This is a genomic window from Paramagnetospirillum magneticum AMB-1, from assembly GCF_000009985.1.
In the GTDB taxonomy this organism is placed as follows: domain Bacteria; phylum Pseudomonadota; class Alphaproteobacteria; order Rhodospirillales; family Magnetospirillaceae; genus Phaeospirillum; species Phaeospirillum magneticum.
In genome coordinates, this window is record NC_007626.1 from 3,855,680 (window position 1) to 3,879,335 (window position 23,656).

23 protein-coding genes are annotated in these 23,656 nt (G+C 66.1%); 12 read left to right on the top strand and 11 right to left on the bottom strand.

The annotated features are described in order from the left end of the window. The first annotated feature begins 13 nt into the window (after window positions 1–13). The 3 genes from ilvN (at window position 14) to AMB_RS17755 (ending at window position 2,379) form a co-directional block, all read left to right on the top strand. Window positions 14–529, top strand: a complete 516-nt coding sequence (gene ilvN, locus AMB_RS17745) for an acetolactate synthase small subunit (protein ID WP_011385868.1) — start codon at window positions 14–16, stop codon at window positions 527–529. A 54-nt stretch (window positions 530–583) separates the two neighbouring features. Beyond that, on the top strand, window positions 584–1,603 hold the full coding sequence (gene ilvC, locus AMB_RS17750) for a ketol-acid reductoisomerase (RefSeq protein WP_011385869.1): 1,020 nt from the start codon (window positions 584–586) through the stop codon (window positions 1,601–1,603). Between the two features lie 74 nt (window positions 1,604–1,677). Beyond that, window positions 1,678–2,379 carry a DUF2461 domain-containing protein gene (locus tag AMB_RS17755; protein ID WP_148207476.1) on the top strand — a complete coding sequence of 234 codons (702 nt, stop codon included), beginning with the start codon at window positions 1,678–1,680 and terminating at the stop codon, window positions 2,377–2,379. Here AMB_RS17755 and AMB_RS17760 read toward each other — a convergent pair. After that, window positions 2,345–3,544 (bottom strand): hypothetical protein, encoded by a 1,200-nt coding sequence (locus AMB_RS17760; protein WP_043745063.1) that lies wholly within the window; start codon window positions 3,542–3,544, stop codon window positions 2,345–2,347. The two genes, AMB_RS17755 and AMB_RS17760, sit on opposite strands and share 35 nt — an antisense overlap. A gap of 385 nt (window positions 3,545–3,929) precedes the next feature. Between AMB_RS17760 and AMB_RS17765 the strand changes: the two genes are divergently transcribed. The 6 genes from AMB_RS17765 to rodA all read left to right on the top strand — a co-directional run bounded on the left by AMB_RS17765 (window position 3,930) and on the right by rodA (window position 11,225). Continuing rightward, complete coding sequence (locus tag AMB_RS17765) at window positions 3,930–5,474, top strand: 2-isopropylmalate synthase (RefSeq protein ID WP_043745065.1); 1,545 nt, start codon at window positions 3,930–3,932, stop codon at window positions 5,472–5,474. A gap of 60 nt (window positions 5,475–5,534) precedes the next feature. Further along, entirely contained in the window at window positions 5,535–6,575 is a 1,041-nt protein-coding gene (locus AMB_RS17770) for a rod shape-determining protein (RefSeq protein WP_008618978.1), read from the top strand. Between the two features lie 191 nt (window positions 6,576–6,766). Beyond that, window positions 6,767–7,654: a rod shape-determining protein MreC gene (mreC, locus tag AMB_RS17775; RefSeq protein WP_011385873.1), complete on the top strand. Its 888-nt coding sequence runs from the start codon at window positions 6,767–6,769 to the stop codon at window positions 7,652–7,654. Beyond that, window positions 7,651–8,166: a rod shape-determining protein MreD gene (mreD, locus tag AMB_RS17780; protein ID WP_011385874.1), complete on the top strand. Its 516-nt coding sequence runs from the start codon at window positions 7,651–7,653 to the stop codon at window positions 8,164–8,166. Before mreC ends, mreD begins: the two co-directional genes overlap by 4 nt. A 12-nt stretch (window positions 8,167–8,178) precedes the next feature. Next, window positions 8,179–10,062 carry a penicillin-binding protein 2 gene (mrdA, locus tag AMB_RS17785; RefSeq protein WP_011385875.1) on the top strand — a complete coding sequence of 628 codons (1,884 nt, stop codon included), beginning with the start codon at window positions 8,179–8,181 and terminating at the stop codon, window positions 10,060–10,062. Continuing rightward, a complete protein-coding gene (gene rodA / locus AMB_RS17790; protein WP_011385876.1) occupies window positions 10,062–11,225 on the top strand; it encodes a rod shape-determining protein RodA in 1,164 nt (387 codons plus the stop codon). Before mrdA ends, rodA begins: the two co-directional genes overlap by 1 nt. Before the next feature lie 325 nt (window positions 11,226–11,550). On the opposite strand, the gene AMB_RS17795 is transcribed toward rodA, so the two are convergent. The 8 genes from AMB_RS17795 to AMB_RS17830 form a co-directional block, all read right to left on the bottom strand. Beyond that, window positions 11,551–11,781 (bottom strand): hypothetical protein, encoded by a 231-nt coding sequence (locus AMB_RS17795; RefSeq protein ID WP_043745070.1) that lies wholly within the window; start codon window positions 11,779–11,781, stop codon window positions 11,551–11,553. A 186-nt stretch (window positions 11,782–11,967) separates the two neighbouring features. Next, window positions 11,968–12,297, bottom strand: a complete 330-nt coding sequence (locus tag AMB_RS17800; RefSeq protein WP_011385878.1) for an STAS domain-containing protein — start codon at window positions 12,295–12,297, stop codon at window positions 11,968–11,970. Window positions 12,298–12,311: 14 nt separating this feature from the next. Next, window positions 12,312–15,011, bottom strand: coding sequence for a SpoIIE family protein phosphatase (locus AMB_RS17805; RefSeq protein WP_011385879.1), 2,700 nt, complete (start codon window positions 15,009–15,011; stop codon window positions 12,312–12,314). Continuing rightward, the gene (locus tag AMB_RS17810; protein ID WP_231848882.1) at window positions 14,990–15,841 is read right to left on the bottom strand and encodes a formyl transferase; all 852 of its coding nucleotides are present in this window, start codon (window positions 15,839–15,841) and stop codon (window positions 14,990–14,992) included. Before AMB_RS17810 ends, AMB_RS17805 begins: the two co-directional genes overlap by 22 nt. Window positions 15,842–15,900: 59 nt before the next feature. Then, complete coding sequence (locus tag AMB_RS17815; RefSeq protein ID WP_011385881.1) at window positions 15,901–16,923, bottom strand: ABC transporter substrate-binding protein; 1,023 nt, start codon at window positions 16,921–16,923, stop codon at window positions 15,901–15,903. Next, on the bottom strand, window positions 16,920–19,013 hold the full coding sequence (locus AMB_RS17820) for an MFS transporter (RefSeq protein WP_043745073.1): 2,094 nt from the start codon (window positions 19,011–19,013) through the stop codon (window positions 16,920–16,922). Before AMB_RS17820 ends, AMB_RS17815 begins: the two co-directional genes overlap by 4 nt. 10 nt (window positions 19,014–19,023) lie before the next feature. Then, entirely contained in the window at window positions 19,024–19,440 is a 417-nt protein-coding gene (locus AMB_RS17825) for a hypothetical protein (RefSeq protein ID WP_011385883.1), read from the bottom strand. After that, window positions 19,401–19,868, bottom strand: a complete 468-nt coding sequence (locus tag AMB_RS17830) for a hypothetical protein (RefSeq protein ID WP_148207477.1) — start codon at window positions 19,866–19,868, stop codon at window positions 19,401–19,403. Before AMB_RS17830 ends, AMB_RS17825 begins: the two co-directional genes overlap by 40 nt. Window positions 19,869–20,146: 278 nt before the next feature. On the opposite strand from AMB_RS17830, the gene murI reads away from it, so the two are divergent. The 3 genes from murI to AMB_RS17845 all read left to right on the top strand — a co-directional run bounded on the left by murI (window position 20,147) and on the right by AMB_RS17845 (window position 22,559). Then, window positions 20,147–20,902, top strand: a complete 756-nt coding sequence (murI, locus tag AMB_RS17835) for a glutamate racemase (protein WP_231848883.1) — start codon at window positions 20,147–20,149, stop codon at window positions 20,900–20,902. Window positions 20,903–20,976: 74 nt separating this feature from the next. Beyond that, window positions 20,977–21,993, top strand: coding sequence for a glycosyltransferase family 4 protein (locus AMB_RS17840; RefSeq protein ID WP_011385886.1), 1,017 nt, complete (start codon window positions 20,977–20,979; stop codon window positions 21,991–21,993). 47 nt (window positions 21,994–22,040) lie between these two features. Further along, complete coding sequence (locus AMB_RS17845; protein WP_043745079.1) at window positions 22,041–22,559, top strand: hypothetical protein; 519 nt, start codon at window positions 22,041–22,043, stop codon at window positions 22,557–22,559. 1 nt (window position 22,560) lies between these two features. On the opposite strand, the gene AMB_RS17850 is transcribed toward AMB_RS17845, so the two are convergent. Together AMB_RS17850 and AMB_RS17855 are read right to left on the bottom strand one after the other, a co-directional pair. Continuing rightward, window positions 22,561–23,130: a thermonuclease family protein gene (locus tag AMB_RS17850; protein WP_011385888.1), complete on the bottom strand. Its 570-nt coding sequence runs from the start codon at window positions 23,128–23,130 to the stop codon at window positions 22,561–22,563. A gap of 18 nt (window positions 23,131–23,148) precedes the next feature. Next, window positions 23,149–23,610, bottom strand: coding sequence for a hypothetical protein (locus tag AMB_RS17855; RefSeq protein ID WP_011385889.1), 462 nt, complete (start codon window positions 23,608–23,610; stop codon window positions 23,149–23,151). Window positions 23,611–23,656: the final 46 nt, after the last annotated feature.

Below are 23,656 nucleotides of genomic sequence, written 5' to 3' on the forward strand. Positions count from 1 at the left end.
GGGGGGAAGGCAAGTGACCATCGCGAAGCAGGAAATCAACCGCCACACCATCGCCGTCCTGGTGGACAACGAGTCCGGCGTGCTGGCCCGCGTCGTCGGCCTGTTCTCGGGCCGCGGCTACAACATCGAAAGCCTGACCGTGGCCGAGGTGGATGCCGGCGAAAAGCTGTCGCGCATCACCATCGTGACCAGCGGCACCGCCATGATCATCGAGCAGATCAAGAACCAGCTGCGTCGCCTGGTGCCGGTCTACAAGGTGCACGACCTGACCATCGAGGGGCCGCACGTGTCGCGCGAACTGGCCCTGGTCAAGGTGGCCGCCACCGGCGACAAGCGGGTGGAAAGCTTGCGCATCGCCGACATCTTCCGGGCGCGCGCCATCGATTCCACCAACGAAAGCTTCGTCTTCGAAGTGGTGGGCGCCACCGACAAGGTGGACGCCTTCATCAAGCTGATGGAGCCCCTGGGACTGACGGATGTTTCGCGCACCGGCGTCGTCGCCATTGCACGCGGACCGAATCCGATTTAGAAAGCCCGCCAGAATTTGCGCGGACCCGTCTCCGCCTGTCGAAAGGAACCTCTCATGCGCGTTTATTACGATCGGGATGCCGACGTTAATCTGATCAAGGGCAAGAAGGTCGTGGTCGTTGGCTACGGCTCCCAGGGCCATGCCCACGCCCTGAACCTGCGCGATTCCGGCGTCAAGGACGTGGCCGTGGCGCTGCGCGCCGGCTCCGCCACCGCCAAGAAGGCCGAAGGCGAGGGCCTCAAGGTCATGACCCCGGCCGACGCCGCCAAGTGGGGCGACGTGGTGATGATCCTCACCCCGGACGAGCTGCAGGCCGACCTGTACTACAACGACCTGGCCGCCAACATGAAGCAGGGCGCGTCCCTGGTGTTCGCCCACGGCCTGAACATCCACTTCAAGCTGATCGAAGCCCGCGCCGACCTGGACGTGTTCATGGTCGCCCCCAAGGGCCCCGGCCACACCGTGCGCGGCGAATACGTCAAGGGCGGCGGCGTGCCTTGCCTGGTGGCGGTGGCTCAGAACGCCTCGGGCAACGCGCTCGAGATCGCCCTGTCCTACGCGTCGGCCATCGGCGGCGGCCGTTCGGGCATCATCGAGACCAGCTTCCGCGAAGAGTGCGAGACCGACCTGTTCGGCGAGCAGGTCGTCCTGTGCGGCGGCCTGACCAAGCTGATCCAGTACGGCTTCGAGACCCTGGTCGAGGCGGGCTATGCCCCCGAGATGGCCTATTTCGAGTGCCTGCACGAGGTGAAGCTGATCGTCGACCTCATCTATGAGGGCGGCATCGCCAACATGCGCTACTCCATCTCCAACACCGCGGAATACGGCGATTACGTCACCGGCCCGCGCATCATCACCGACGAGACCAAGGCCGAGATGAAGCGCGTCCTGGAAGACATCCAGGCCGGTCGCTTCGTCCGCGACTGGATGCTGGAATGCAAGGCCGGTCAGCCGTCCTTCAAGGCCACCCGCCGCATCCAGGCCGAGCACGGCATCGAAGTCGTCGGCGAGAAGCTGCGCGCCATGATGCCCTGGATCGCCAAGAACAAGCTGGTGGACAAGGCCAAGAACTAAGGCCCGCCCCCAAGCGTTCGAGAAGGCCCCGACGGGAAACCGCCGGGGCCTTTTTTATGGAAGCAGGATCGCCCATGACCGCGTTCACCGGCTTTTCGCCCCAGGCCCCCGCCTTCCTCGCCGACCTTGCCGCCAACAACGAGACCGCGTGGTTCAACGCCCGCAAGGACGACTACCGCGACCTGATCCAGACGCCGCTGCGCCGGCTGTTCGTGGCCGTGGCCCCGGCCATGCTGGAGATCGATCCCCGCTTCGATGACAACCCCATGGGCGGGGCGGTATCACGCATCCGCCGCGACACCCGCTTCTCCCGCGACAAGTCGCCCTACCGCGTCAAGCAATGGATGAGCTTCCGCCGGGCCGGCGAAGGATGGCAGGACCGCCCGGCCTTCTTCCTGGCCTTCGGACCGGGCGGCTATCGCTATGGCATGGGATTTTACGCCGCCAGCCCCGCCACCATGACCGCCATCAGAGCGGCCATCGCCGCCCGCCCCACCCCTTTCGCCGAGGCCATGGCGGCGGCGGAGGACGCCGGTTTCGTCCTGGAGGGCGAGGCCTATCGCCGCTCGCGCCTGCCCAAGGGGATGGACGGCAGCCTGCCCGCCCCGCTACAGCCCTGGTTCGGCCTGAAAAGCGGCCATCTGCGCCGGGAGCGCCCCATGGAGCCACTGTTCTTTTCGCCCGACCTCGCCGCTGAACTGACCTCGCGTCTGGCCAGGCTGGCCCCGCTCTACCACCTGCTCAGCGCGCAAAGCGTCCGAACAGCTCCTCCATGAAGGCGGCGAAGGCGGCGGGGGAGGCTTCGGCGTCCAGGCCGGCGGCCTTGGCGCGGCTGATCAGGGCCAGGATCAGCAGCAGTTCCCCCTTGCGGCCGAACATCTTCTCGTAGACGGCGGGCGGCAGCAGCAGGGCCGATTTGGCCAGCATGGCGGTCATCTGCTCGGGGCCGAGGCCGTAATCCACCGCCAGACGGCGCACGGTACCCGAACCGGTCCCGGCCAGGGCCCGGGCGGCGCGGCGCAGTTGCTCGCGTCCCGGATGGCCCAGGGCCGCTTTCAACTCCGGCGTGGTGAGCAGCGGCACCACCGTTTCCATGCGGATTAGGCGACCGTCATTAGACAGAACCTGACTGAGGCGCGAGCGGCCGTCGCCGGTCAGGGCGGCACCGGGCAGAGCGGCGGCGCCCTCGACGGGGGCGGCGACCGGGAGCTCGGCGACCGGAAGCAGGTCCATCGGCTCCGGCAAGGGCTCGGGGGACAGCGCCACCGGCTCGACCACCCATTGGCTGGGCATGGCGCGGCCCTCGGCGCCGCCATCCAGCCAGGCGGCCAGATCGCCGGCGTCACGGAAGTCGAGAATGCGCGACCCCAGGGCCCGCACCTCAGGCGGAGTCATGCGGGCGTATTGCGGAATGATCGGCACCTGCCAGTCATGGAGCAAATAGCGCCGGATGGCATTGTACAGCAGATCGCCGGCCGTCTTGTCCTTGCGGCCACGGCCATCCTCCGACCGTCCGTTCATCCAGGCGAGCATGCCCGCCCAGCCCACGCCCTCGGGCCGGCGCAGCCGCTCGGCCCGCCCCGGGGGAAAGCCGTCCAGGCGGGCGCGGAAGTGGCGTTTGGCCGCCGAGCGGACGATCATGGCGATCACCTGATTGACGGTGCGGCCACAGGCCAGGGGCGTGTTGTCATTGTCCACCGGGCGCCCCCGCCCATCCACCAGCAGGGGCCGAAAGGTGGCACGGTGGGTGCGGAAGGCGATGAAGCAGCGGTGCAGCAGATCGCAATCGCGCAGCGCCGTCTCCAGTTCGCGGCCACGTGGCACCCAGGCGAGCTCGGGCACCAGTTTCGCCAGCTTGTCCATCACCGGCCCCGCCAGGGTCCGGTTGAGGGCCTGTCGCGTCCTCTGGGCGGCAGAAGGCTGTATCGAGGCGGCACGCATCACATCAAGGCTCCAGACCCATCGTGGCAATCATCCATCCCGAAATCAGCTTAGCGATTTGGTCGGGTAAGGACTGTGAGAGGAACCACATATTTTTCCACTGTCGCGCCAGTGGACTGGAGGGCTTCCTGGAACCGATCCGAAACGTTTCACCGGCCCTCCCCCCCTGCGGCCGCGGCCGAGGGGACCACCCGGCAAAATCATGACCATCCGCACGATTCCGACACACGATGGATGTTGACATCGCACCGCGAAATGGCCTTCCTATAGGCGCGGTGAAACGGGTTTCACGATAATGTTTCACCGGCCGCTTCCGGCGGGCCGTGCTCGCCTCTTTTCCGTTCCGCGCCCGTCCGGCGGCGCGCCAGAGTGCAAGAGCGAGTACATGGATCACAACCGCGTCATCATCTTCGACACCACGCTGCGGGACGGCGAGCAATCGCCCGGCGCCTCCATGAATCTGGAGGAAAAGGTCCGCATCGCGCTGGTGCTGGAGGAGATGGGCGTCGACGTAATCGAGGCGGGCTTTCCCATCGCCTCCAACGGCGATTTCGAAGCCGTCGAGGCCGTGGCCAAGGCGGTGAAGACGTCGGTGATCTGCGGTCTGGCGCGGGCCACCAAGGGCGATATCGAACGCTGCGCCGAGGCCATCAGGCCGGCGGCGCGGGGCCGCATCCACACCTTCTTGTCCACCAGCCCGCTGCACATGAAGTACAAGCTGCAGATGGAGCCGGAGAAGGTGCTAGAAAAGGTCGCCGAATCGGTGGCCTATGCCCGCAAGCTGACCGACGACGTGGAATGGTCGGCCGAGGACGGCTCGCGCACCGAGCACGACTTCCTGTGCCGCTGCGTCGAGGCCGCCATCGCGGCCGGCGCGCGCACCATCAACATCCCCGACACCGTGGGCTATGCCGTCCCCGACGAATACGCCGCCCTGATCGCCATGTTGATCAACCGCGTCCCCAATATCGACAAGGCCGTCCTGTCGGTGCATTGCCACAACGACCTGGGGCTGGCCGTGGCCAATTCCCTGGCCGCCGTGGGCAAGGGCGCCCGCCAGATCGAATGCACGGTCAACGGCCTGGGCGAGCGCGCCGGCAACGCCGCCATGGAAGAGATCGTCATGGCGCTGCGCACGCGCCCCGACCTGCTGCCCTTCAAGACCGGCATCAAGACCGAGAACATCACCCGGGCCTCGCGGCTGGTCTCGACCATCACCGGCTTCGTGGTCCAGCCCAACAAGGCCATCGTCGGCAAGAACGCCTTCGCCCACGAATCGGGCATCCATCAGGACGGCGTCCTCAAGCACGCCCAGACCTACGAGATCATGACCCCGGAATCCGTGGGCCTGCACCGCTCGAACCTGGTGATGGGCAAGCATTCGGGCCGCGCCGCCTTCAAGGCCAAGCTGAAGGAGCTGGGCTACGAGTTGGGCGACAACGCGATCGAGGATGCCTTCACCCGCTTCAAGGATCTGGCCGACCGCAAGAAGGACGTGTTCGACGAGGACATCGTCGCCCTGGTGGACGACGCCGTGGTGCGCGGCAACGACCGGGTCAAGCTGGTGTCGCTGGAGGTGCTGTGCGGCACCAAGCACCAGCCCCCCTCGGCCACCCTGGAACTGTCGGTGGATGGCGAGGTCAAGGGCGTGCGGGCCACCGGCGACGGTCCCGTCGATGCCACCTTCAACGCCATCAAGGCGCTGTTCCCCCACGAGGCGCGGCTGCAGCTCTATCAGGTGAGCGCGGTGACCCAAGGAACCGACGCCCAGGCCGAAGTCACGGTCCGGCTGGAAGAGGACGGCAAGACCGTCAACGGCCAGGGCGCCGAAACCGACACCCTGGTGGCCTCGGCGCGGGCCTATGTCAACGCGTTGAACAAACTTCTGGTTAAGCGGCAAAAAACCGCCCCCGACGCCGCCGGGGCGTGATATAGCACGCGCGCGGCCGGGGTCACTGTCAAAGACGCATCGTAAGGTGAGCGAGGGATTATGTTTTCTAAGCTGACGGGTTGGATGTCCGCCGATATGGCGATCGATCTTGGGACGGCCAATACCCTGGTCTACGTCAAGGGCCGCGGTATCGTCCTCAACGAGCCGTCGGTGGTCGCCATCGCCGAGGAAAAGGGCAAGAAAAAGGTTCTGGCCGTGGGCGACGAGGCCAAGATGATGCTGGGCCGCACCCCGGGCTACATCCAGGCCATCCGCCCCCTTCGCGACGGCGTCATCGCCGACTTCGAAGTGGCCGAGGAGATGATCAAGCACTTCATCCGCAAGGTGCATAACCGCCGGTCCTTCGCCAGCCCGCTGGTCATCGTCTGCGTGCCCTCCGGCTCCACCGCCGTCGAGCGCCGCGCCATTCAGGAATCGGCGGAAAGCGCCGGTGCCCGCCGCGTCTTCCTGATCGAGGAGCCCATGGCGGCCGCCATCGGCGCCGGCCTGCCGGTCACCGAGCCCACCGGCTCCATGGTGGTCGACATCGGCGGCGGCACCACCGAGGTGGCGGTGCTCTCGCTGGGCGGCATCGTCTATTCGCGCAGCGTGCGCGTCGGCGGCGACAAGATGGACGAGGCGATCATCGCCTATATCCGCCGCAACCATAACCTTCTGGTGGGCGAAGGCTCGGCCGAGCGCATCAAGAAGGAAATCGGTTCCGCCTGCCCCCCTGAGGACGGCGAGGGCCGCACCATGGAGATCAAGGGCCGCGACCTGATGAACGGCGTGCCCAAGGAACTGATCATCTCCGAGCGCCAGATCGCCGAATCCCTGGCCGAGCCGGTGGGTGCCATCATCGAGGCGGTCAAGGTCGCCCTGGAGCACACCGCCCCGGAACTGGCCGCCGACATCGTCGACAAGGGCATCGTGCTCACCGGCGGCGGCGCGCTGCTGTCCAATCTGGATTACGTGCTGCGCCATGCCACCGGCCTGCCGGTCTCCATCGCCGATGATCCGCTGTCCTGCGTGGCGCTGGGCACCGGCCGCGCCCTGGAAGAAATGCCCAAGCTGAAGAACGTGCTGACCAGCATGTACTAGGGCTTGAGGCATAAGACCAAAACCGTCAGCCCGGAAGCGTATGTCGCCATCCGGGCTGACGCCGTTTTGGGCCTCGGGAAATCTTGGGTTTGACCCGCCTTAATTAGTGGTTTTACCATCACTAGATATAGTAGTATCGACCCGACGCTTTCCCGTCATGCCGGGGATGCGCGGCGCAACGGAGGGGTTCGGTGAAGCAGTCGGGTGCGGCAGGTCGGCTCGCGACGTTAAGGCTGCTGGTCCAGCGCTTCGCCTTTATGTCGCTGATCGTCGCCTCGGTGGCGCTGATGATCCTGGGCAAGGCCGATATCGTGCTGATCGAGCGCACCCGCGCCCTGGTCGCCGACGCCCTCGCCCCCATCTTGGACGCCATGGCGCGGCCCGCCTCCACCATCGCCCAGATCACCGAGAACGTCCACGAGCTGGCCAATCTCCGGACCGAGAACGCCCGCCTCAAGGAAGAGAATCTCAAGCTGATGCACTGGCAGACCGTGGCCCGGCGCCTGGAGGCCGAGAACACCGTCCTGCACGACCAGCTGAACTTCATTCCCGATCCCGACCCCGCCTTCGTCACCGCCCGGGTGATCGGCGACATGGGCTCGGCCTTCGGCCAGAGCATGCTGCTGGGCGCCGGCGCCAAGGATGGCGTGCGCAAGGGCCAGACCGTTCTGACCGGCGAGGCGTTGGCCGGACACGTGGCCGAGGTCGGCGCCCGTTCGTCGCGCCTGCTGCTGATCACCGACATCAACGCCCGCACCCCGGTGATGCTGGAAGCCACCCGCACCCGGGCCATCCTGACCGGCGACAACAGCCAGCGTCCGCGCCTGAACTACATTACCGGCAGCCCGGCCATCGCCGTGGGCGACCGGGTGGTCACCGCCGCGTCGGGCGGCGCCTTCCCGCCGGGTATTCCGGTGGGCGTGGTCTCTTCGGTGACCGACGGCATCATCCGGGTCGAACCCTTCGTCCAGCGCCACCGCCTGGAATTCGTCTCCGTCGTCGATTTCGGCCTGGGCGGCATCCTGCCCTTCGAACGGCCGCCGCCGCCGGAGCGCCGCCGCCGGGGGAAAGAGGAGTGAAGTCCTCCGTCTGGGTGAGGATGGACACCTGGGTCCGCCATCTGGTCCCCTTCGGCATCACCGTGTTCCTGCTGCTGCTCACCGCCATTCCCACCCATATTCCCGGCTTTTCTGGCATCGCGCCCATGCTGCCGCTGATGGGGGTCTATTACTGGGCCATCTATCGCCCCGACCTGCTGCCCGCCTGGCTGGCCTTCGTCATCGGCCTGCTCTACGACATCGTCGCCGGCACGCCGCTGGGGGTGAACGCCCTGGTCATGCTGCTGGTTCAGGGCACCGCCGCCTCCCAGCGCAAGTTCTTCCTGGGCAAGTCCTTCGCCGTCACCTGGTGGGCCTTCAGCCTGCTGACCGCCGGGGCCATCGGCATGGCCTGGATGCTGCTGTCCTTCGTCAAGGGGCGCCCGCTGGACGTCGCCCCGGTGGTGTTCGAATACCTGATGACCCTGGCCCTGTTCCCGCTGCTGACCTGGACCCTGGCCCGGACCCAGCTCGCCTTCCTGCGCGACGTCTAGGAAGGACCGGCCATGTACCATGACAACGACCGCTCCAAGCTGTTCTCCCGCCGAGCCATGATGCTGGCCGGCGGCAAGGCCGGACTGATGGGGGCGCTGGCGGCCCGCATGTACTACCTGCAGGTCATGGAGGCCGACAAATACGCCGTCCAGGCCGAGGACAACCGCATCAGCACCCGCCTGCTGGCCCCGCCGCGCGGGCTAATTCTGGACCGCAACGGCATCGCCATGGCGGTCAACCAGCACAATTACCGCGTCATGGTGGTGCCCGAGCAGACTCCGTCGCTGGACTACACCCTGGACGCCCTGGCCAAGATCATCGCCATCGGCGACGGCGACCGCTCGCGCATCCACAAGGAAGTGCGCCGCCGCCGCAGCTTCGTGCCGCTCAGCGTGCGCGAGAACCTGACCTGGGAGGAAGTGGCGCGCGTCGAGGTCAACGCCGCCGACCTGCCCGGCGTGGTCATCGACGTGGGGCAAAGCCGCTATTACCCGCTGGAGAGCCTGGGCGCCCATATCCTGGGCTACGTCTCGGCGGTGTCCGAGAACGAGCTGTCCGGCGACCCGCTGGAGGAGTTGCCGGGCTTTCGCATCGGCAAGGGCGGGGTCGAGCGCATCTACGACATGGCCCTGCGCGGCCGCCACGGCACCTCGACGCTGGAGGTCAATTCGGTGGGCCGCGTCATCCGCGAGCTGGAGCGCAAGGAAGGCGAGCCCGGTCTCGACCTCAACCTGACGCTCGACATGAAGCTGCAGGAATACGCCGCCCAGCGCCTGGGTGAGGAAAGCGCCGCGGTGGTGGTCATGGACATCCATACCGGCGACGTGGTGGTCATGGCGTCGACGCCCAGCTTCGACCCCAATTCCTTCAATCGCGGCCTGTCCAACGAGGAATGGAAGGATTTGTCCACCAATCCCCGCTCGCCGCTGACCAACAAGGCCATCGGCGGCACCTTTGCCCCCGGCTCCACCTTCAAGATGCTGACCGCGCTGGCCGCCCTGGAGGCCCGCGACATCACGCCGGAGATGCGGGTGTTCTGCTCGGGCCACACCCAGTTGGGCTCCCTCAAGTTCCATTGCTGGAAAAAGGAAGGCCACGGCGCCCAGGACCTGGTGACCGGCATCAAAAATTCCTGCGACGTCTATTTCTATGAAATCGCGCGGCGGGTGGGTTACGAAAAGATCGCCGAAATGGCAAAGAAGTTCGGCCTGGGCGCCCCCACCGGCATCGACCTGCCGGGCGAGAAGTCGGGCATCATCCCCAACAAGGCCTGGAAGAAGGCCACCCTGAAGCAGCCCTGGTATCCCGGCGAGACCCTGGTCAACGCCATCGGCCAGGGCTATGTCACCGCCACCGCCATGCAGTTGGCCACCATGACGGCGCGCATCGCCAATGGCGGCTACGCGGTGGTGCCCCATGTGGCCCGCGACCAAATCTCGGAAAAGTCGGCGAAAAGCCGCGCCACCCCGTCCTGGCCCAGCCTGGACGTGTCGCGCCAGTCGCTGGCCCTGGTCCGCAAGGGTATGTTCGCGGTATCCAACGAGCCGGGCGGCACCGCTTACAAGGCCCGCATCACCCAGGAAGGCATGTGGCTGTCGGGCAAGACCGGCTCGGCCCAGGTACGGCGCATCACCCTGCGCGAGCGCGAGACCGGGGTGAAGAAGAACGACCAGCTGCCCTGGAAGGAGCGCGACCACGCACTGTTCGTGGCCTATGCCCCGGAAGAGAGCCCGCGCTATTCCATCGCCGTCATCGTCGAGCATGGCGGCGGCGGCTCGGCGGTGGCCGCACCCATCGCCCGCGACATCATGATCGAAGTGCAAAAGCGCGACATGGCCCGGGTCGCCACCGATGCCAGCGGCGAGCCCCTGAATCCCGACCTGAGGAGATTCTGATGCTCCGGCCGCTGCCGCGCACGCCGTCGCGCCTAAACCGGACCGAGATGTCCATGCGCGACAAGATCTGGCAGATCAACTGGTCGCTGATCGCCGTGCTGACCGCCATCGCCGGAGTGGGCTTCGCCACGCTGTACTCGGCGGCCCAGGGCTCGATCGAACCCTGGGCGTTCAAGCAGATGATCCGCTTCGCCATCGGCATCGGCCTGATGATCTCGGTGGCCATGATCGACCTGCGCTTCTGGATGCGCCATGCCTACACCTTCTACGCCATCGCCTTCGTGCTGCTGGTGCTGGTGGAACTGAAAGGCACCATCGGCATGGGGGCGCAGCGCTGGATCGACCTGGGCTTCATCCAGCTGCAGCCCTCGGAGATCATGAAGATCGCCCTGATTCTGTCGCTCGCCCGCTATTTTCACGGCGCCGGCCAGCAGGAGATCGGCCGACCGCTGTTCCTGATTCCGCCGCTGATCATGGTGTTCACCCCCGCCATCCTGGTGCTGAAGCAGCCCGATCTCGGCACCGCCATGATGCTGGTGATGAGTTCCGGCGCCCTGTTCTTCATGGCCGGAGTACGCATGTGGAAATTCGTGGTGGTCATCGCCGGGGCCGGTGCCGCCGTGCCGGTGGCCTGGCAGTTCCTGCGCGAATACCAGAAGAAGCGCGTGCTGATCTTCATGAATCCCGAGGACGATCCCCTGGGCGCCGGCTATCACATCACCCAGTCCAAGATCGCCCTGGGCTCGGGGGGCGTGTTCGGCAAGGGCTATATGATGGGGACGCAAAGCCGCCTCAACTTCCTGCCGGAAAAGCAGACCGACTTCATCTTCACCATGTTCGCCGAGGAATGGGGCATGATGGGCGGGCTGGTGCTGCTGGGGCTCTACGCCCTGCTGCTGGCCTATGGCTACGCCATCGCCATCCGCTGCCGCTCGCAGTTCGGCCGGCTGGTGGCCCACGGCATCGCCACCACCTTCTTCCTCTATTTCTTCATCAACACCGCCATGGTGATGGGACTGGTGCCGGTGGTCGGCGTGCCGCTGCCGCTGATCTCCTATGGCGGCACCGCCATGCTGTCGCTGCTGGTGGGCTGGGGCCTGGTGATGAGCGCCTATATCCACCGCGACATCCCCATCTCGCGGCGCGGCATGGGCGAGGACTAGAGTTCTTCGCACTTAAAAAGTCGAAGAACTCTTAAGCCCGAGTGGCACTTGAGCCCTGAAAAAGCGGAGCTTTTTCGTACAGGCGGCATCTTAAAGCGCTGGGGCAATCCGCCTGCGGAGAAGCCACGCTTCGGGGGCTTTTGCCCCCGATCCCCCAACCGGGAAGCACAGCTTCCCGGACCTTTCAGCGTTTCAAAAGCGGGAGGTTCAGAGGCTGTGCCTCCGAGCGGGTCTGGGCGGCAGCCCTGCCGCAAAGCGGGGTTTTTGACTCTGGTCCAAAGAAAAAGCCCCGAGGCGGCGCCTTGGGGCTTTGGGGGCTGGCGGATCAGACGTCCTTTTCGGGGTCGATGTCGAAACGGCGCTTGCCGTACTTGCCGGTAAAGGACGGGCCGTCGTCGATCTCGACGTGATCCCGGCCGAAGGTCGCCTGGCGCAACAGCCGCTCCTGCAACTCCATCAGATGCTTGAAATACTGCATCATCTGGTTGGTGGAGTTCATCCAGCCTTCCAGCATGGCCTGCTGCATCGCAAGCATGTTCTTGTAGGGATCCGTCATTGTCTTGCCCTCCAGATGGGCGGGACATAGCCCAGGCGGGCGACGGCGCCGCCCCCCGGGGTATTCCCGTTCTCCCCGCCCCTGCCGGATCTTATCCATGACGAACCGGTTGGGACCAGAGAACTCATGGTAGCGCAGAAGAGGAACGCATTCCAGCCACCCCGATGCAATTCCGATATGGCCGGATCACAGGGCGGCGAGAGCGGCGGTCCGGTCGGCGTAGATGGACAGGATCTTGGCGAAGCCCGAGACGTCGAACACCTCGCGGATATGGGGCTTCATGGAGCACAGGGCGAATTTGCGGGTGCCCCGCGTCATCTTGGCGCCCACCAGAACCACGCGCAGGCCGGCGCTGGAGATGTAGTCCAGTTCCCCGAAATCGATCAGAATCTTCGGCGCGCCGGCGTTGACCACTGCCAGGACCCGGGCCTCGAAGGCCTTGGCCGTCGAACTGTCCACCCGGGCCAGGGGGACCAGCACGGTGGCATCGCCAGCCTGCTCTTCACGGATTTCCATAACCAAAAACTCTCCTATGCCGAAATCGTCTTGCGCAGCGTGGTGGTGTTGCGCCCCCCCTCGTGCGCGTAATCGGTTCCATCCATGAATTCCTTCACCAGAAACACCCCCAGCCCGCCGATGGGGCGGTCATCCACGTCCAGGTCGAGATCGGGGATCGGAGCCTCAACGAAGGGATTGTACTCCTTGGCATCGTCGATGATGGTGGTCACGAATTCGCGGCCATCGTAGACGAACTCCACCTGGATTTCATGACTATCCTCGTCATCATATCCATATGAGATAATATTGGTGATCAATTCGTCCAGACAGACGTTGAGGTTGAACGCCAGCTTCTCCGGGAGATTGTGTTTCTCCACGAAGACATCGACCAATTCGGCGAGACGCTCCAGTTCCCCCACATCATTGGCGATGACCATGGCGACCCGGTCGGGTTCCATGGGGACGGAGACGGACGGCGTGGCGGCGGGCTGCCGCACCGGCGGCGCCGCGATTTCGTCCTCGGGCGCCCCCTGGGCCCTGCCGTCCATCTCGTTGCCTCCCGTCGCCGGAAAGCCGGTCAGCATCAGCCGCGGCCGGTCTTCCATGGGCGCATCCGCCTCATTGGAAGCCAGATCGAACCGCAAGGTCAACATGGTGATATCGTCGAATTGTGGCGCGGATCCAACGAAGGCCTCGACCGAGCGCAGCACGGCGGCGATCACCGCCTCGGGGGCGGTGTCGGCAGTGCGGCCCAGTTCGGCGATCAGCCGCGGCTCGTCATAGAGGGCGTCGACGGAATCCTGGGCCTCGGTCACGCCGTCGGTATAGAGATGGACCACCTCGCCCGGCGCCAGCTGGAAGTGGCCGGTCTCGTAGTCCAGATCCTCCATGACGCCCAACGCCACGCCCGACACGTCGCGGATGGCGTCCACCCGGCCATCGCCGCGCAGGATCATGGGCGGCGGATGGCCGGCATTGCAAAAGCCCACCTCGCCGGTGCGGGTGTCGAGCACGCCGTAGAAGCAGGTGGCGAACAGGGTCTGGGGGTTGTCGCGGGCCAGCATGGTATTGACGAAGGCCAGGCATTCGCCGGGGGAACTGGACAGCGGCGCCACCGCCTTGACCAGCGAGCGGGTGATGGCGATGAACATGGCCGCCGGCACGCCCTTGCCCGAGGCGTCGCCGATGACGAAGCCCAGATTGTGGTGATCGATGAAGAAGAAGTCGTAGAAGTCGCCTCCCACCTCCTTGGCGGGCACCATGGAGGCATGGATCTGGAACTCGGCCCGGTCGGGGAAGGGCGGGAAGACCTGGGGCAGCGAGGACAGCTGCAGCTCGCGGGCGAAGTCCAGTTCCTGGCGAAGCGCCGCCAGCTGGTCGCGGGTGCGCAGGGCCTCGCGCAGGATCTCCACGTCACGGGTGCGCTCGGCGATCAGCGATTCCAGACGCTCGTGCTGTTCGCGGATGCGCGACGACATGGTCTGGAAGGCCACCGCCAACACTTCCAGCTCGCCCTTGGCGCCGTCGCCGCCCTGGTCGCCCGAGGTCGAGCGGTTGGACAATTCCTCGATCTGCTTCAGATCACCCAGCACCGCCTCGCGGGCGTCCTGCTCCAGCATCTCGGACAGGCGCAGCATCTGCAGCCGGATGAACAGTTCCTGGCGGCGGCGCTGGCGCTCGCGCCGCTCCTCCAGCATGTCGATCTTGATGGCGTTCTCGCGGAACACGCCCACGGTGCTGGCGATGCGGCCGATCTCGTCGTTTTCGTGCCGCACGTCCAGCATCACCGAGGTGTCGCCCCGCGACAGGGCGTTCAGCACGGCGATGGCCTGGTCGAGAGGGTCGAACGAGCGGCGCAGATAGACCGAGAACACCACCAGCACCAGCAGCAGGAACACCCCCACCGCACCGATGGCGATCATGCGGATTTCGTGCTGGCGGGCCTGGGTGTCGGTGGAATCGCGCACGCTGACCAGGGCGCCGATCACCCTGCCCTCGCCGTCGGACAGCGGAAACACCACCACGGAATAGAAGCGCGAGCCGTCGCGCCAGGTCTCCAGCCGGCTCTTGCGTACCGAGATCTTGGACTCGAAGACCCGCCACAGCAGGTCGTTGGTGCCGTCGGTCATATGGCCGGCGCGATCCACCAGGAAGACGTCCGAGCCGGTGGACGCCTTGAACTCCTCCAGCGGCGGACGCAGGTCGGAGACGATGGTGGCCACGCCGATCACCGCCTTGTCCAGCGCCGCCAGAGGCACGGTGATGGCGGCGATGAACTGCTTGTCGCTGTTCTGGGTGACGCCGGTGCGCGCCTTGCCCGTCTCGGCGATCAGACGCACGGTGCCGGCATCCACCAGCGGAGTCTCCAGCAGCGATCCCTGGGACGAATACAGCAGGTCGCCGTCCAGGCCGACGATCTCCACCCGGCCCACGCCGCGCCGGGTCAGGCCGGCGATGGTCGGCGTCATAGCCTCGCGCGCCTCGCTGGGGCTCTTGCGGGCGATGGCGGAAATCATCTCCTGATTGGCCAACAGCAGCGGCGTGGCCCCCTCCAGGCGCTGGACGGTGTTCTCCACCAGCTTGTCCCAGAAGATCTGCTGGCCGTTCAAGGTGGCCTGGACATAGCGCTCGTCGGCCAGATCCTCGTTCTTCACCCCCGCGAAGAACAGCCCCGCCACCAGCAGGGAATAGGTCGCGGTGACGATGAGGGTTACGCGGGTGCGGAGCAGCATGGGTCCCCCCGCCCGTTGTTCACCGCCCGGGCCACCGCGCTGGGCATGGCCATGTCCGGCGGCAGGAAACCCGACAGGATTTCGAGATATTCGTTGGGCTCGAACAACTTCAGACCCTTGGCCCGGAAATCGGCGAAGGGCTCGGCTCCGGGCAGCGAGACGTATTGCCGCTGGCTGAAATCCTGCACCGCATACTGGGGCTCGCGCCCCTGGCGCAATCCATCCAGCATGGCGAGGAACAGGTCCAGGCCCGGCCGGTAGGTGTTGACCACATGCCAGAGCAGCGAGCGGCTACGATCCACGGGCAGATAGCCGATCCCGACAATGGGACCGGTATCGATGCCCTTGTCCACCCGGTGGAGGGTGCAGCCGATGGCGTCGGAGCCGTCCAGCATGCAGCGGAACGGCGCAAACAGGCCGGCATAGCGCGGCAGGGCGCCGGGATGGATGTTATAGGTCCCCAGGGGGGGGATATCGTAGGTGTTGGGCTTGAAGATCAGCGAGAAGCGCGCCGAAATGGTCAGGTCGGGAGCAAAGGCCCGAATGCGGGCCTCACCGTCCGGGCCATTGAGATCGGTGATGCTCTCGATGGTGATGCCATAGCGGGCCGACAGGGCGGCAAAGGTCTCAAGACGAGCCCTCGGCGCCTCGCCACGCCCCACCTCGGCGCGATCGAGCAGCGGGAACAAGATGTCCACCGGCAGATCGCGTTCGTAGAACTTGATCTCCGCCAGTTCGGGGACGGTGTTCTCTACGGGCCGGGTCTTCTCGCTCATCAGCACCATCACCTTGCAATCGGCAAGGCGCGGCAACAGCGTATTGAGAATCAAGGCGCCCGCCAGATCCATCTTAGTACAGACAAGGATACGCAATGGCGGCCGGTGAGGATTCAAGGCTTGCTCTCCTTCGCCTCGGTCCCGTCGATGATCTCGGCCAGCCCCATCAGCTTCATGGGGGGGAAGAGACCGATCTGACGCACCACCGGCATGTTGATCAGCACCGACAATCGCTTGGGCGCATCGATGGGAATGTCCTTGGGCGCAATCTTGCGCACCAGAATCTGTTCCGCCTTGTAGGCGGTCAGTTGACCGACCGTGTAATAGCGGTAGACGCCGCCGAACATGGCCTTGGAGGTCACCACCGGATTCTCCGCCGCGGCGAAGGTGGGGATGGCATGGTCCAGCGCCGCCTGGGTCAGGAGATCGCGGTTGACGTTGAGAAAGGTATCGGGCGGGATGTAAAGGAAATCCACCCGAGCCGCCTTGATCTCGGCCACTTTGGCCGCGATGCTCGAGGCCTTGGGCTTGCCGCCCTCCACCTCCACCGGCAAGGCGACGACGCTGAAGCCGGTGGCCTTGCCGATACCTTCCAATTGCTCCGCCGCCACCTGGGAATTGCGCTCCAAGGGGTTGTAGACCATCCCCAGCCGCTGCAGCGGCCGGTAGGACTGGATCAGGTTGACCTGGGTCTCCATGGGAACCAGATAGAGCGTGCCGGTGATGTTGCGTTCCGACGAGGTCAGGCTGGGAACCACGCCGCCCACCGGCTGCGACACCACGGCGAACACCGCCGGGATATCGGTGATATGCTGCGCCGGATCGACGGCATCGAGACGCCCCAGCATCTCCTCGCTGACCGTGGTGCCCCAGGTGAAGACCAGATCCACCTTCAGCGCCTTGGCCTCGGCGACGAACTCCTTCAGCTTGGCCTTGTCCTGGCCGGCATCGCGAATGATCAGTTCCACCGGGATGCCCTGGTTGGCGAAGTAATCCTTGAAGCCCTGGGCAGCATCTTCCCAGCCCCGCCACAGGGCCATGTAGATGCGGAAGGGCTTGGCCGCCTCGGCCGCCGGGGCGGCGCCCGGCCAGACCAAGGAGCAAAGGACCAGGCAAAGGGCTGCGAGGCGCCTCATTCGTCCCACTCCGCCTCGATATGGGGGCCGGCATGGTAGGCGAAGGACAGGACGGCGAACACCGCCGCCATGGCCAGCACCACCCAGCCCAGCGCCACGATCGCCCCCTGATGACCGTAGAGAGGAATCAGCACCGCCGCCAGCAGCGGACCGGCAAAGCTGCCGATGCGTTCCGCCAGACGCAGGAAGGCCAGCACATTAGTCTGGCCGATGGCGCGGCACTCGGTCCAGCACAGGTCCGGAATCATGGCCAGTTGCGGCGAGGCCGACAGGCCGTGCGAGATGCCCAGCATCAGGATGGCTACCTGTACCGCGATCACCGGCTCGCCCCAGAAGGCGGGCAACACCAGACCGGCCCCGCCGATCAGCCCCCCCACCGCCAGCAGCCCGGCCCGCCAGCCCACGCGGTCGGCAAAGCGGGCCGCCAGCGGGGACAGCAGAACCACCGATACCGGATAGGCCATCATCATCCTGGCCATGTCGCCGAGATCGATGGCCGGATACTGGCTGAGGGTGAGCGGCACCAGAAAAAACAAAAATCCGGTCAGCGCGATCTTGGCCGGAATGGCGGCAAAGACCACCAGTGCCGAAAAGCGCCAGTTGCGCAACAGCCGCAGGAAGTCGCGCTTGCGGGGCGACGCCCCCTCGGCCACCGGCTGGGCGCTGTCCAGCAGGCGCCAGATCAGGATGGCTGTCACCACCGTCAGCACCGCCGCCACGATGAAGGTAACGCGAAAGCCCACCCTTTCCGCCAGCACGCCGCCGATGCCGGTGCCGCAGACGCTGGCGGTCAGCACGGCGCCCACATAAACGCCCAGCCCCTGGGCGCGGGTCTGCTGCCGCGACACCTGGGCGATATAGCCCTGGCAGGCCATGGTGATGAAGGCATATCCCAGCGCCGTCGCCACCCGCCACACGATCAGGTCATAGACGGAAAACGCCAGACCCGACATGACGAAACCGATGGTAGCGGGCACCAGGCCAATCAGGAACACCCGGCGCGCCCCCAGCCGGTTGGCCAGCAGCGACGCCGAGGGCGACGCCAGGGCAATTACCAGCATGAACAGGGCGATGGGCAGCCCCATCACCAGTTCCGGCGTCAACCCGGAAATGGGGGCATAGAGGTCGCGGATGTAAAGCGGCATGAACGAGCGCGAAATCTCTTCCGCGAACACGAACAGGAACAGCGGCAGACGAATGTCGGTGGCCTGGTGCTCGTTGACGATTTCGGTCTGGCCGTTGCGGGCGAAGCGGAACAGGAAGCGCACCCGGGATTCGATATCCTTGACCTTCTCGACCACCCCCGGATCGAAATGGGCGGCCTTGACCTCGTCCACATAGGCCTCGAGCCGACGGAAAAGCTGATCGGCCAGCCGGATGGCGGAGTTGAAGCCGTGGACGAAGCGCCCGACCTCGTCGTCCGAGGTCACCCCGGCCGATGCGCTGAAATCGCCGCGCCGGACCCGGTCCATGACGATTCCCACTACCCGCATGGGTCCCGTGATGTTGAAGGTCACCACGAACAGCAGGATCTCCACCGCCACCAGAAACGCCACCAGGGTGACCACCGCCAGATCGATGAGAATCTCCTGGACGCGGCCCCGGACATAATCCTGATCCATGCCCACATGGACGTGGCCGATTCGCGTGCCCTTGATGTTCATGGGCTGCGCCAGATCGACAAAACCGCCCAGGGTGAACTTGCGCGAATGCTCCATGTCAGCCTTGAAATCGGCTCCGCCATAGACCGATTGCAGGGCGGAAGGCTCGACCCCTTCCGCGAACAGCACCTTGCCGCCGCGATCGGTGATGGCCAGATAGCGCAATTCCGGATTGGCCGCCAGGACGGGGGCGAAGAATTGCCCCACTCCCTGAAGCTGGTCGAGCGGAATGCCATAGCCCACAGCCCGTTCCACCGATTGTTCCAGGTCGCGGCCGATGGCCTCGGCCTTCTTGTCCATCTCGGGCGTCAGGCCGCGGGTGAATTCTCCCATGGCCTCGTTGGCGATCCACGCTACCGGCGGTACCAACACCAGCGCGACCAGCACCAGCAGGCGGATGAACAGCGGGCGAGTGCGGTCAAGGATCATGGCCACCCCCTCACATCAGCCGGTCAAGACGGCCGACCTCGTCGGTGGCGTCCTTGACATGGTCGACGGTCTCGCGAGTCTTGGCCACGAACTCGGCGAAGCGCTCCTCGAAGGAATCGCCGCCGCCCTCGGGAATGGCGTGACCGCCCACGGCGAGCACCTCGCCCATGGTCCGTTCCATGCTGCCCAGCTTGCGTCCGACGCCTCCGAACAGAAGGTAAAGCCCGAACACCGCCACCGCCGAAGCGGCCACCAGGGCCACGGCGATGCTTTTCAGCAACTGGCTGAGCAGACCGGACACGCCCTTTTCCACATAAGCGATGGGGTAGCGCAGCACCACGCCGCCTTCCACCTTGCCCAGATTATTGACCAGAGGCAGGCCGACGATCAGATTGTCCTCGTCCTCGACGCTGAAGGATTGCGGCATGCCGCTGCGGATGGCCTCGGCCAGGAATCCGAGACCCGCGTGCCGATGGCGCCGCGATCGGTGTCGAACAGCACCTCGCCGCGGTAATCATAGACCTCCACGGCCAGGATCTGGGCATCGCGCATCTTCTCGCGCTCGATGACCTCCTGCACCTGCCGCAGCTGGCGCAACGCAAACCCCAGGTTGAGATTATCCTCGACCTTCTTCTTGATGGTGAAGACCACGAAGGAATAGCGGGATTGCACCTGGGCGGAATAGACGCTTTCGAACTTGTAATAGGCGAAGAAGGCGGTCACCACCAGGGTGAACAGCAGAATGGAAACGAGGGCCAGCGACACCTTGCGGGCCAGCGACCAGCGCACCGGACGGGCCGGCGGCAGGCAGGCGCCGGTGCCGCCCGCGGTACTGGATTGCCCCAATATTTCCAAGACTCGTATCCTTCCCACCGGGGGACGGTTGAACCGAGCCGCCGAAGCGACTAGAAGCATGTTCCGTTTATAGGATATTTACCGATGCAGTCCAAGGGCGTGGAGGCCCAAATTCCCACCAAATCCGTGAAATCGGCGTGCCTCCCCCAATCATCTGGTTCACTGAACAAAAGATTCCAATGACTTCGCAGCAGCGGCATACAGTGAATACCTCATTCGATGCTATACCGGTGACATATCCGGTAGGAATCTTCGACTCTGGGGTTGGCGGACTGACTGTGGCCGCCGCCATTCGTCGCGCCATGCCCGACGAGCGGTTGCTCTACCTGGGGGACGTGGCGCGCCAGCCCTATGGGACGAAGTCACCCCGCACCGTGACCCGTTACGCGGTCCAGGCGGCTGAATTCCTGGTTGAGAAGGGAATCAAGGCCTTGGTGGTGGCCTGCAACACCGCTTCGGCGGTGGCGCTGGAGGCCATTGCCGAGCGCTTTCCCGGCCTGCCGGTCCTGGGCGTGGTTGAAGCCGGCGCAGACGGAGCCGCCCGAGCCTCGGCCCGGGGGCGCATCGTGGTGGCCGCCACGGAAGGGACATGCCGCTCCGAAGCCTATGAGCGGGCCATCGCCCGGCGCCGCGACGGCGCGCTGGTGCGCTGCGTGCCCTGCCCGCTGTTCGTGGCCCTGGCCGAGGAGGGCCTCACCGACGGCCCCATCGTGGACAGCGTCGCCCGCCATTACCTCGGCTCGCTGTTCGACGGAACCGAACCGGGAGACTGCCTGGTGCTGGGCTGCACCCATTTTCCATTGCTGGCCCCCGCCCTGTCGCGGCTGGCGGGACCGGAGGTCACCCTGGTGGATTGCGCCGAGGCGACCTCGTCCATGCTGGTTCGCCTGCTGGAGGGACGCGAGGCGCCCAAGGGCAGTGGTGGCGGATTGCACCTGATCTCCACCGACGCGCCCGAACGCTTCGCCCGCATGGCGGGCAAGCTGTTCCCCGCCCTGGGCGCCGTCCCGGCGGTGGAACTGGCCGATCTTTAAACTTCACCGACCTGTCACTTGAGCCGCAAGGCGGCCCGGCCTAGGCCTTCTCCCGAGATTTGCGGGAGAATACGATGCGCATCGCCCTGGTCACCGACGCCTGGACACCTCAACGCAACGGCGTGGTCCGGGTGCTCGCCACCCTGGCCGCCACCTTGGGCGATCTGGGGCATCTGATCCGAGTGATCGAACCCTCGGCCTTCGTCACCATCCCCTGTCCATCCTATCCGGAAATTCCCCTGGCCCTGCTGCCCGGCCGCAAGGTCGCCCGCCTGCTGGAGGAATTCGGCCCCGATGCCGTCCACATCGCCACCGAGGGGCCGCTGGGCTGGGCGGCGCGCTCCTGGTGCCAGAAGCACCGCCGGCCCTTCACCACCGCCTATCACACCAAGTTTCCCGAATACATCAGCACCCGCACCGGAATGCCGGTGTCGTGGCCCTACGCCCTGATGCGGCGCTTCCACGGTCCGGCGGCGGCGGTGCTGTGCCCGTCGCCGTCGGTGCACCGCGAATTGCTCCAGAAGGACTTCGCCAACGCCCTGCCGTGGTCCCACGGGGTGGACACCCAGGTGTTCCAGCCCGGCCCCAAGGATTTTCTCGACCTGCCCCGCCCCATCTTCATGTATGTGGGCCGGGTGGCGGTGGAGAAGAACCTGCCCGCCTTCCTCGGCCTCGACCTGCCGGGCTCCAAGGTGGTGGTGGGCGACGGACCGGCCCGGGCGGGGTTGATGAAGCACTTCGCCGACACCCATTTCCGCATCGTCAACGGCGACCAGGAATTGGCGCGGGCCTATCGCGCCGCCGATGTCTTCGTCTTTCCGTCCCGCACCGACACCTTCGGCCTGGTGATGCTGGAAGCCCTGGCCTCGGGCGTTCCCGTGGCCGCCTTCCCGGTGACCGGCCCAAGGGACGTGGTGGGCGACGCCAAGGTGGGAGTGCTGGACGAGGATCTGCGGGCCGCCGCCCTGCGCGCCCTGTCCATCCCGCCCGAGGATTGCCGGCGCCACGCCAGCCGCTTTTCCTGGGCCAGGGTGGCGGCGGAATTCCTCAGCCACCTGCGCCCGTTCCACCCGCAGGCACGAGCCGGTTGATCTTTCGACCCCGGGGAACGACACTGGCGCCCCTTTTCCCGATCCGGATGGCCGCCTTGTCGCTTCGCTCCGCCGCTTTTGTCCTCACCCTCTGCCTCGTCGCCCCGGCCGCCTTCGCGGGGGCCAGCTGCGGCACGCCCGAGGAGATCAAGGCGGCTCAGTTGCGCCAGTTCCACTACCAGCTGCAGGTGGCGGCACTGAATTGCCGCGGCGACGATCCCTCGCTGCCCGGCAAGTGGAGCAGCTACATCCATCACCATGGCGGCACCATGAGCGTCAACGCCAACGTCATGCGCGGCTATTTCACCCGCACCGGCAAGGGCGTCGCCGGTTTCGACCGCTACAACACGGTGCTGACCAACCGGGAATCGGTGCGGGTCCACGAGACCGAGGGCTATTGCGAGATCAATGCCCCGCTGTTCGACAAGGCGATCAAGGCCAATGGCCCGCAATTGGTCGCCCTGGCGGGGGAGACGGTGGGCCGGCCCGCCGACATCAGCCCCTGCGCCGAACCCAAGGCCGAAGCCGAGAAGAAGCCGAAAAAGAGCGCCAAAAAGGCCGAGTGATCTACTCCTCGTCCTCGGCCTTGCGCCGCGCCGTTTCCCAGTCGCGGGGCAGCACCATGTCGGCGGCCCACAGGCCGCGCCGGGCGGTCACCGCCTGCTTCTGCGCCTCGGCATAGGGGCCGTCCTTGGCGGCGCGGGCCAACCCCGCGCTCACCAGCAGCCGTCCGAGATCGCCCTCGGCCACCTTGCAGCGCCCCCAGAGCTGACCCGAGGCCACGTCGAGGATCTCGCAGGCCACGCCCCTGGCCACCAGTTCGCCCATGCGTTTCCTGGCCGGGCGGGCGCAGTCGAATTCTTCCTTGGCCGATTTCGAGCCGCACAGATCCTTGCGCCCGGGGGCGAGAACGCCCGCCAGGGCCACATGCAGGCCGCGCACCTGCAGCGCCCCGGCGTCATAGCCCTCCGCCTTGCCCCAGACGCAGGCCCCGCCCTCGGCATCCTCGGCGCAGCGCGGCGCAGGCGCTGCCATTGGCGCGGCGGGAGCGGGCGTGGCGGCGGCGGGAGGCGGCCCCGCCGCCAGGGCGGGAGCCGACACGGCTAGGGCGATCAGGGCAACGATGATTGTATGCATTTTCCCAGGATAGCGCGCCTATTGGCTGACGTCGATCCTGAAGCCGGCGTGACAGGCGGTGCAGCGGTCCAGTTGCTCGATCAGGCGGCGGTTGAGCTGCGCCGGGCTTTCGCCCTTGGCCGCCGCCTCGGCCATCTGGTCGAAGCCGCCGTGCAGGCCCATGGCCAGACGCTTGAAGTCCAGCGGCAGCTTCAGCAGCAGGTCGGGCGCCTTGTCGTGGGCCTCGCCCATGCCCATGGAGGTCGCGATCCTGCCCACCCTGGCGGTATCGCCCTCGGCCAGGGCGGCGGTGATGTCGCGCACCGCCACCAGCAGGCCGCGCATCTCGGAGAAGACCATCTCGCGCTCGGCCCCGCTCATCAGGACGGCGGTGCGCCCGTCCGGAGCCCGGGCCGTCCGGCCGTGGACGAACAGGACGCCCAGGGCGGCGGCCGAGCCCAGCCACAGGATCAGGGCGATCAGGCCCAGACGGTTCTTCATCTCAATCTTCCCCCGAATATGTCATCCCGAGCGTAAGCGAGGGATC

Bases quoted from the DNA above. Each gene is read 5' to 3' on its own strand.
- AMB_RS17825 (WP_011385883.1), bottom strand. From the start codon at position 19,440: ATGCCGCAATCCTTCAGCGTCGAGGACGAGGACAATCTGATCGTCGGC.
- rodA (WP_011385876.1), top strand. From the start codon at position 10,062: ATGCTCCGGCCGCTGCCGCGCACGCCGTCGCGCCTAAACCGGACCGAG.
- AMB_RS17845 (WP_043745079.1), top strand. From the start codon at position 22,041: ATGGCCGCCTTGTCGCTTCGCTCCGCCGCTTTTGTCCTCACCCTCTGC.
- AMB_RS17850 (WP_011385888.1), bottom strand. From the start codon at position 23,130: ATGCATACAATCATCGTTGCCCTGATCGCCCTAGCCGTGTCGGCTCCC.
- mrdA (WP_011385875.1), top strand. From the start codon at position 8,179: ATGTACCATGACAACGACCGCTCCAAGCTGTTCTCCCGCCGAGCCATG.
- AMB_RS17760 (WP_043745063.1), bottom strand. From the start codon at position 3,544: ATGCGTGCCGCCTCGATACAGCCTTCTGCCGCCCAGAGGACGCGACAG.
- AMB_RS17815 (WP_011385881.1), bottom strand. From the start codon at position 16,923: ATGAGGCGCCTCGCAGCCCTTTGCCTGGTCCTTTGCTCCTTGGTCTGG.
- AMB_RS17820 (WP_043745073.1), bottom strand. From the start codon at position 19,013: ATGATCCTTGACCGCACTCGCCCGCTGTTCATCCGCCTGCTGGTGCTG.
- AMB_RS17800 (WP_011385878.1), bottom strand. From the start codon at position 12,297: ATGGAAATCCGTGAAGAGCAGGCTGGCGATGCCACCGTGCTGGTCCCC.
- AMB_RS17765 (WP_043745065.1), top strand. From the start codon at position 3,930: ATGGATCACAACCGCGTCATCATCTTCGACACCACGCTGCGGGACGGC.
- AMB_RS17755 (WP_148207476.1), top strand. From the start codon at position 1,678: ATGACCGCGTTCACCGGCTTTTCGCCCCAGGCCCCCGCCTTCCTCGCC.
- AMB_RS17795 (WP_043745070.1), bottom strand. From the start codon at position 11,781: ATGACGGATCCCTACAAGAACATGCTTGCGATGCAGCAGGCCATGCTG.
- AMB_RS17770 (WP_008618978.1), top strand. From the start codon at position 5,535: ATGTTTTCTAAGCTGACGGGTTGGATGTCCGCCGATATGGCGATCGAT.
- AMB_RS17840 (WP_011385886.1), top strand. From the start codon at position 20,977: ATGCGCATCGCCCTGGTCACCGACGCCTGGACACCTCAACGCAACGGC.
- ilvC (WP_011385869.1), top strand. From the start codon at position 584: ATGCGCGTTTATTACGATCGGGATGCCGACGTTAATCTGATCAAGGGC.
- AMB_RS17855 (WP_011385889.1), bottom strand. From the start codon at position 23,610: ATGAAGAACCGTCTGGGCCTGATCGCCCTGATCCTGTGGCTGGGCTCG.
- AMB_RS17805 (WP_011385879.1), bottom strand. From the start codon at position 15,011: ATGCTGCTCCGCACCCGCGTAACCCTCATCGTCACCGCGACCTATTCC.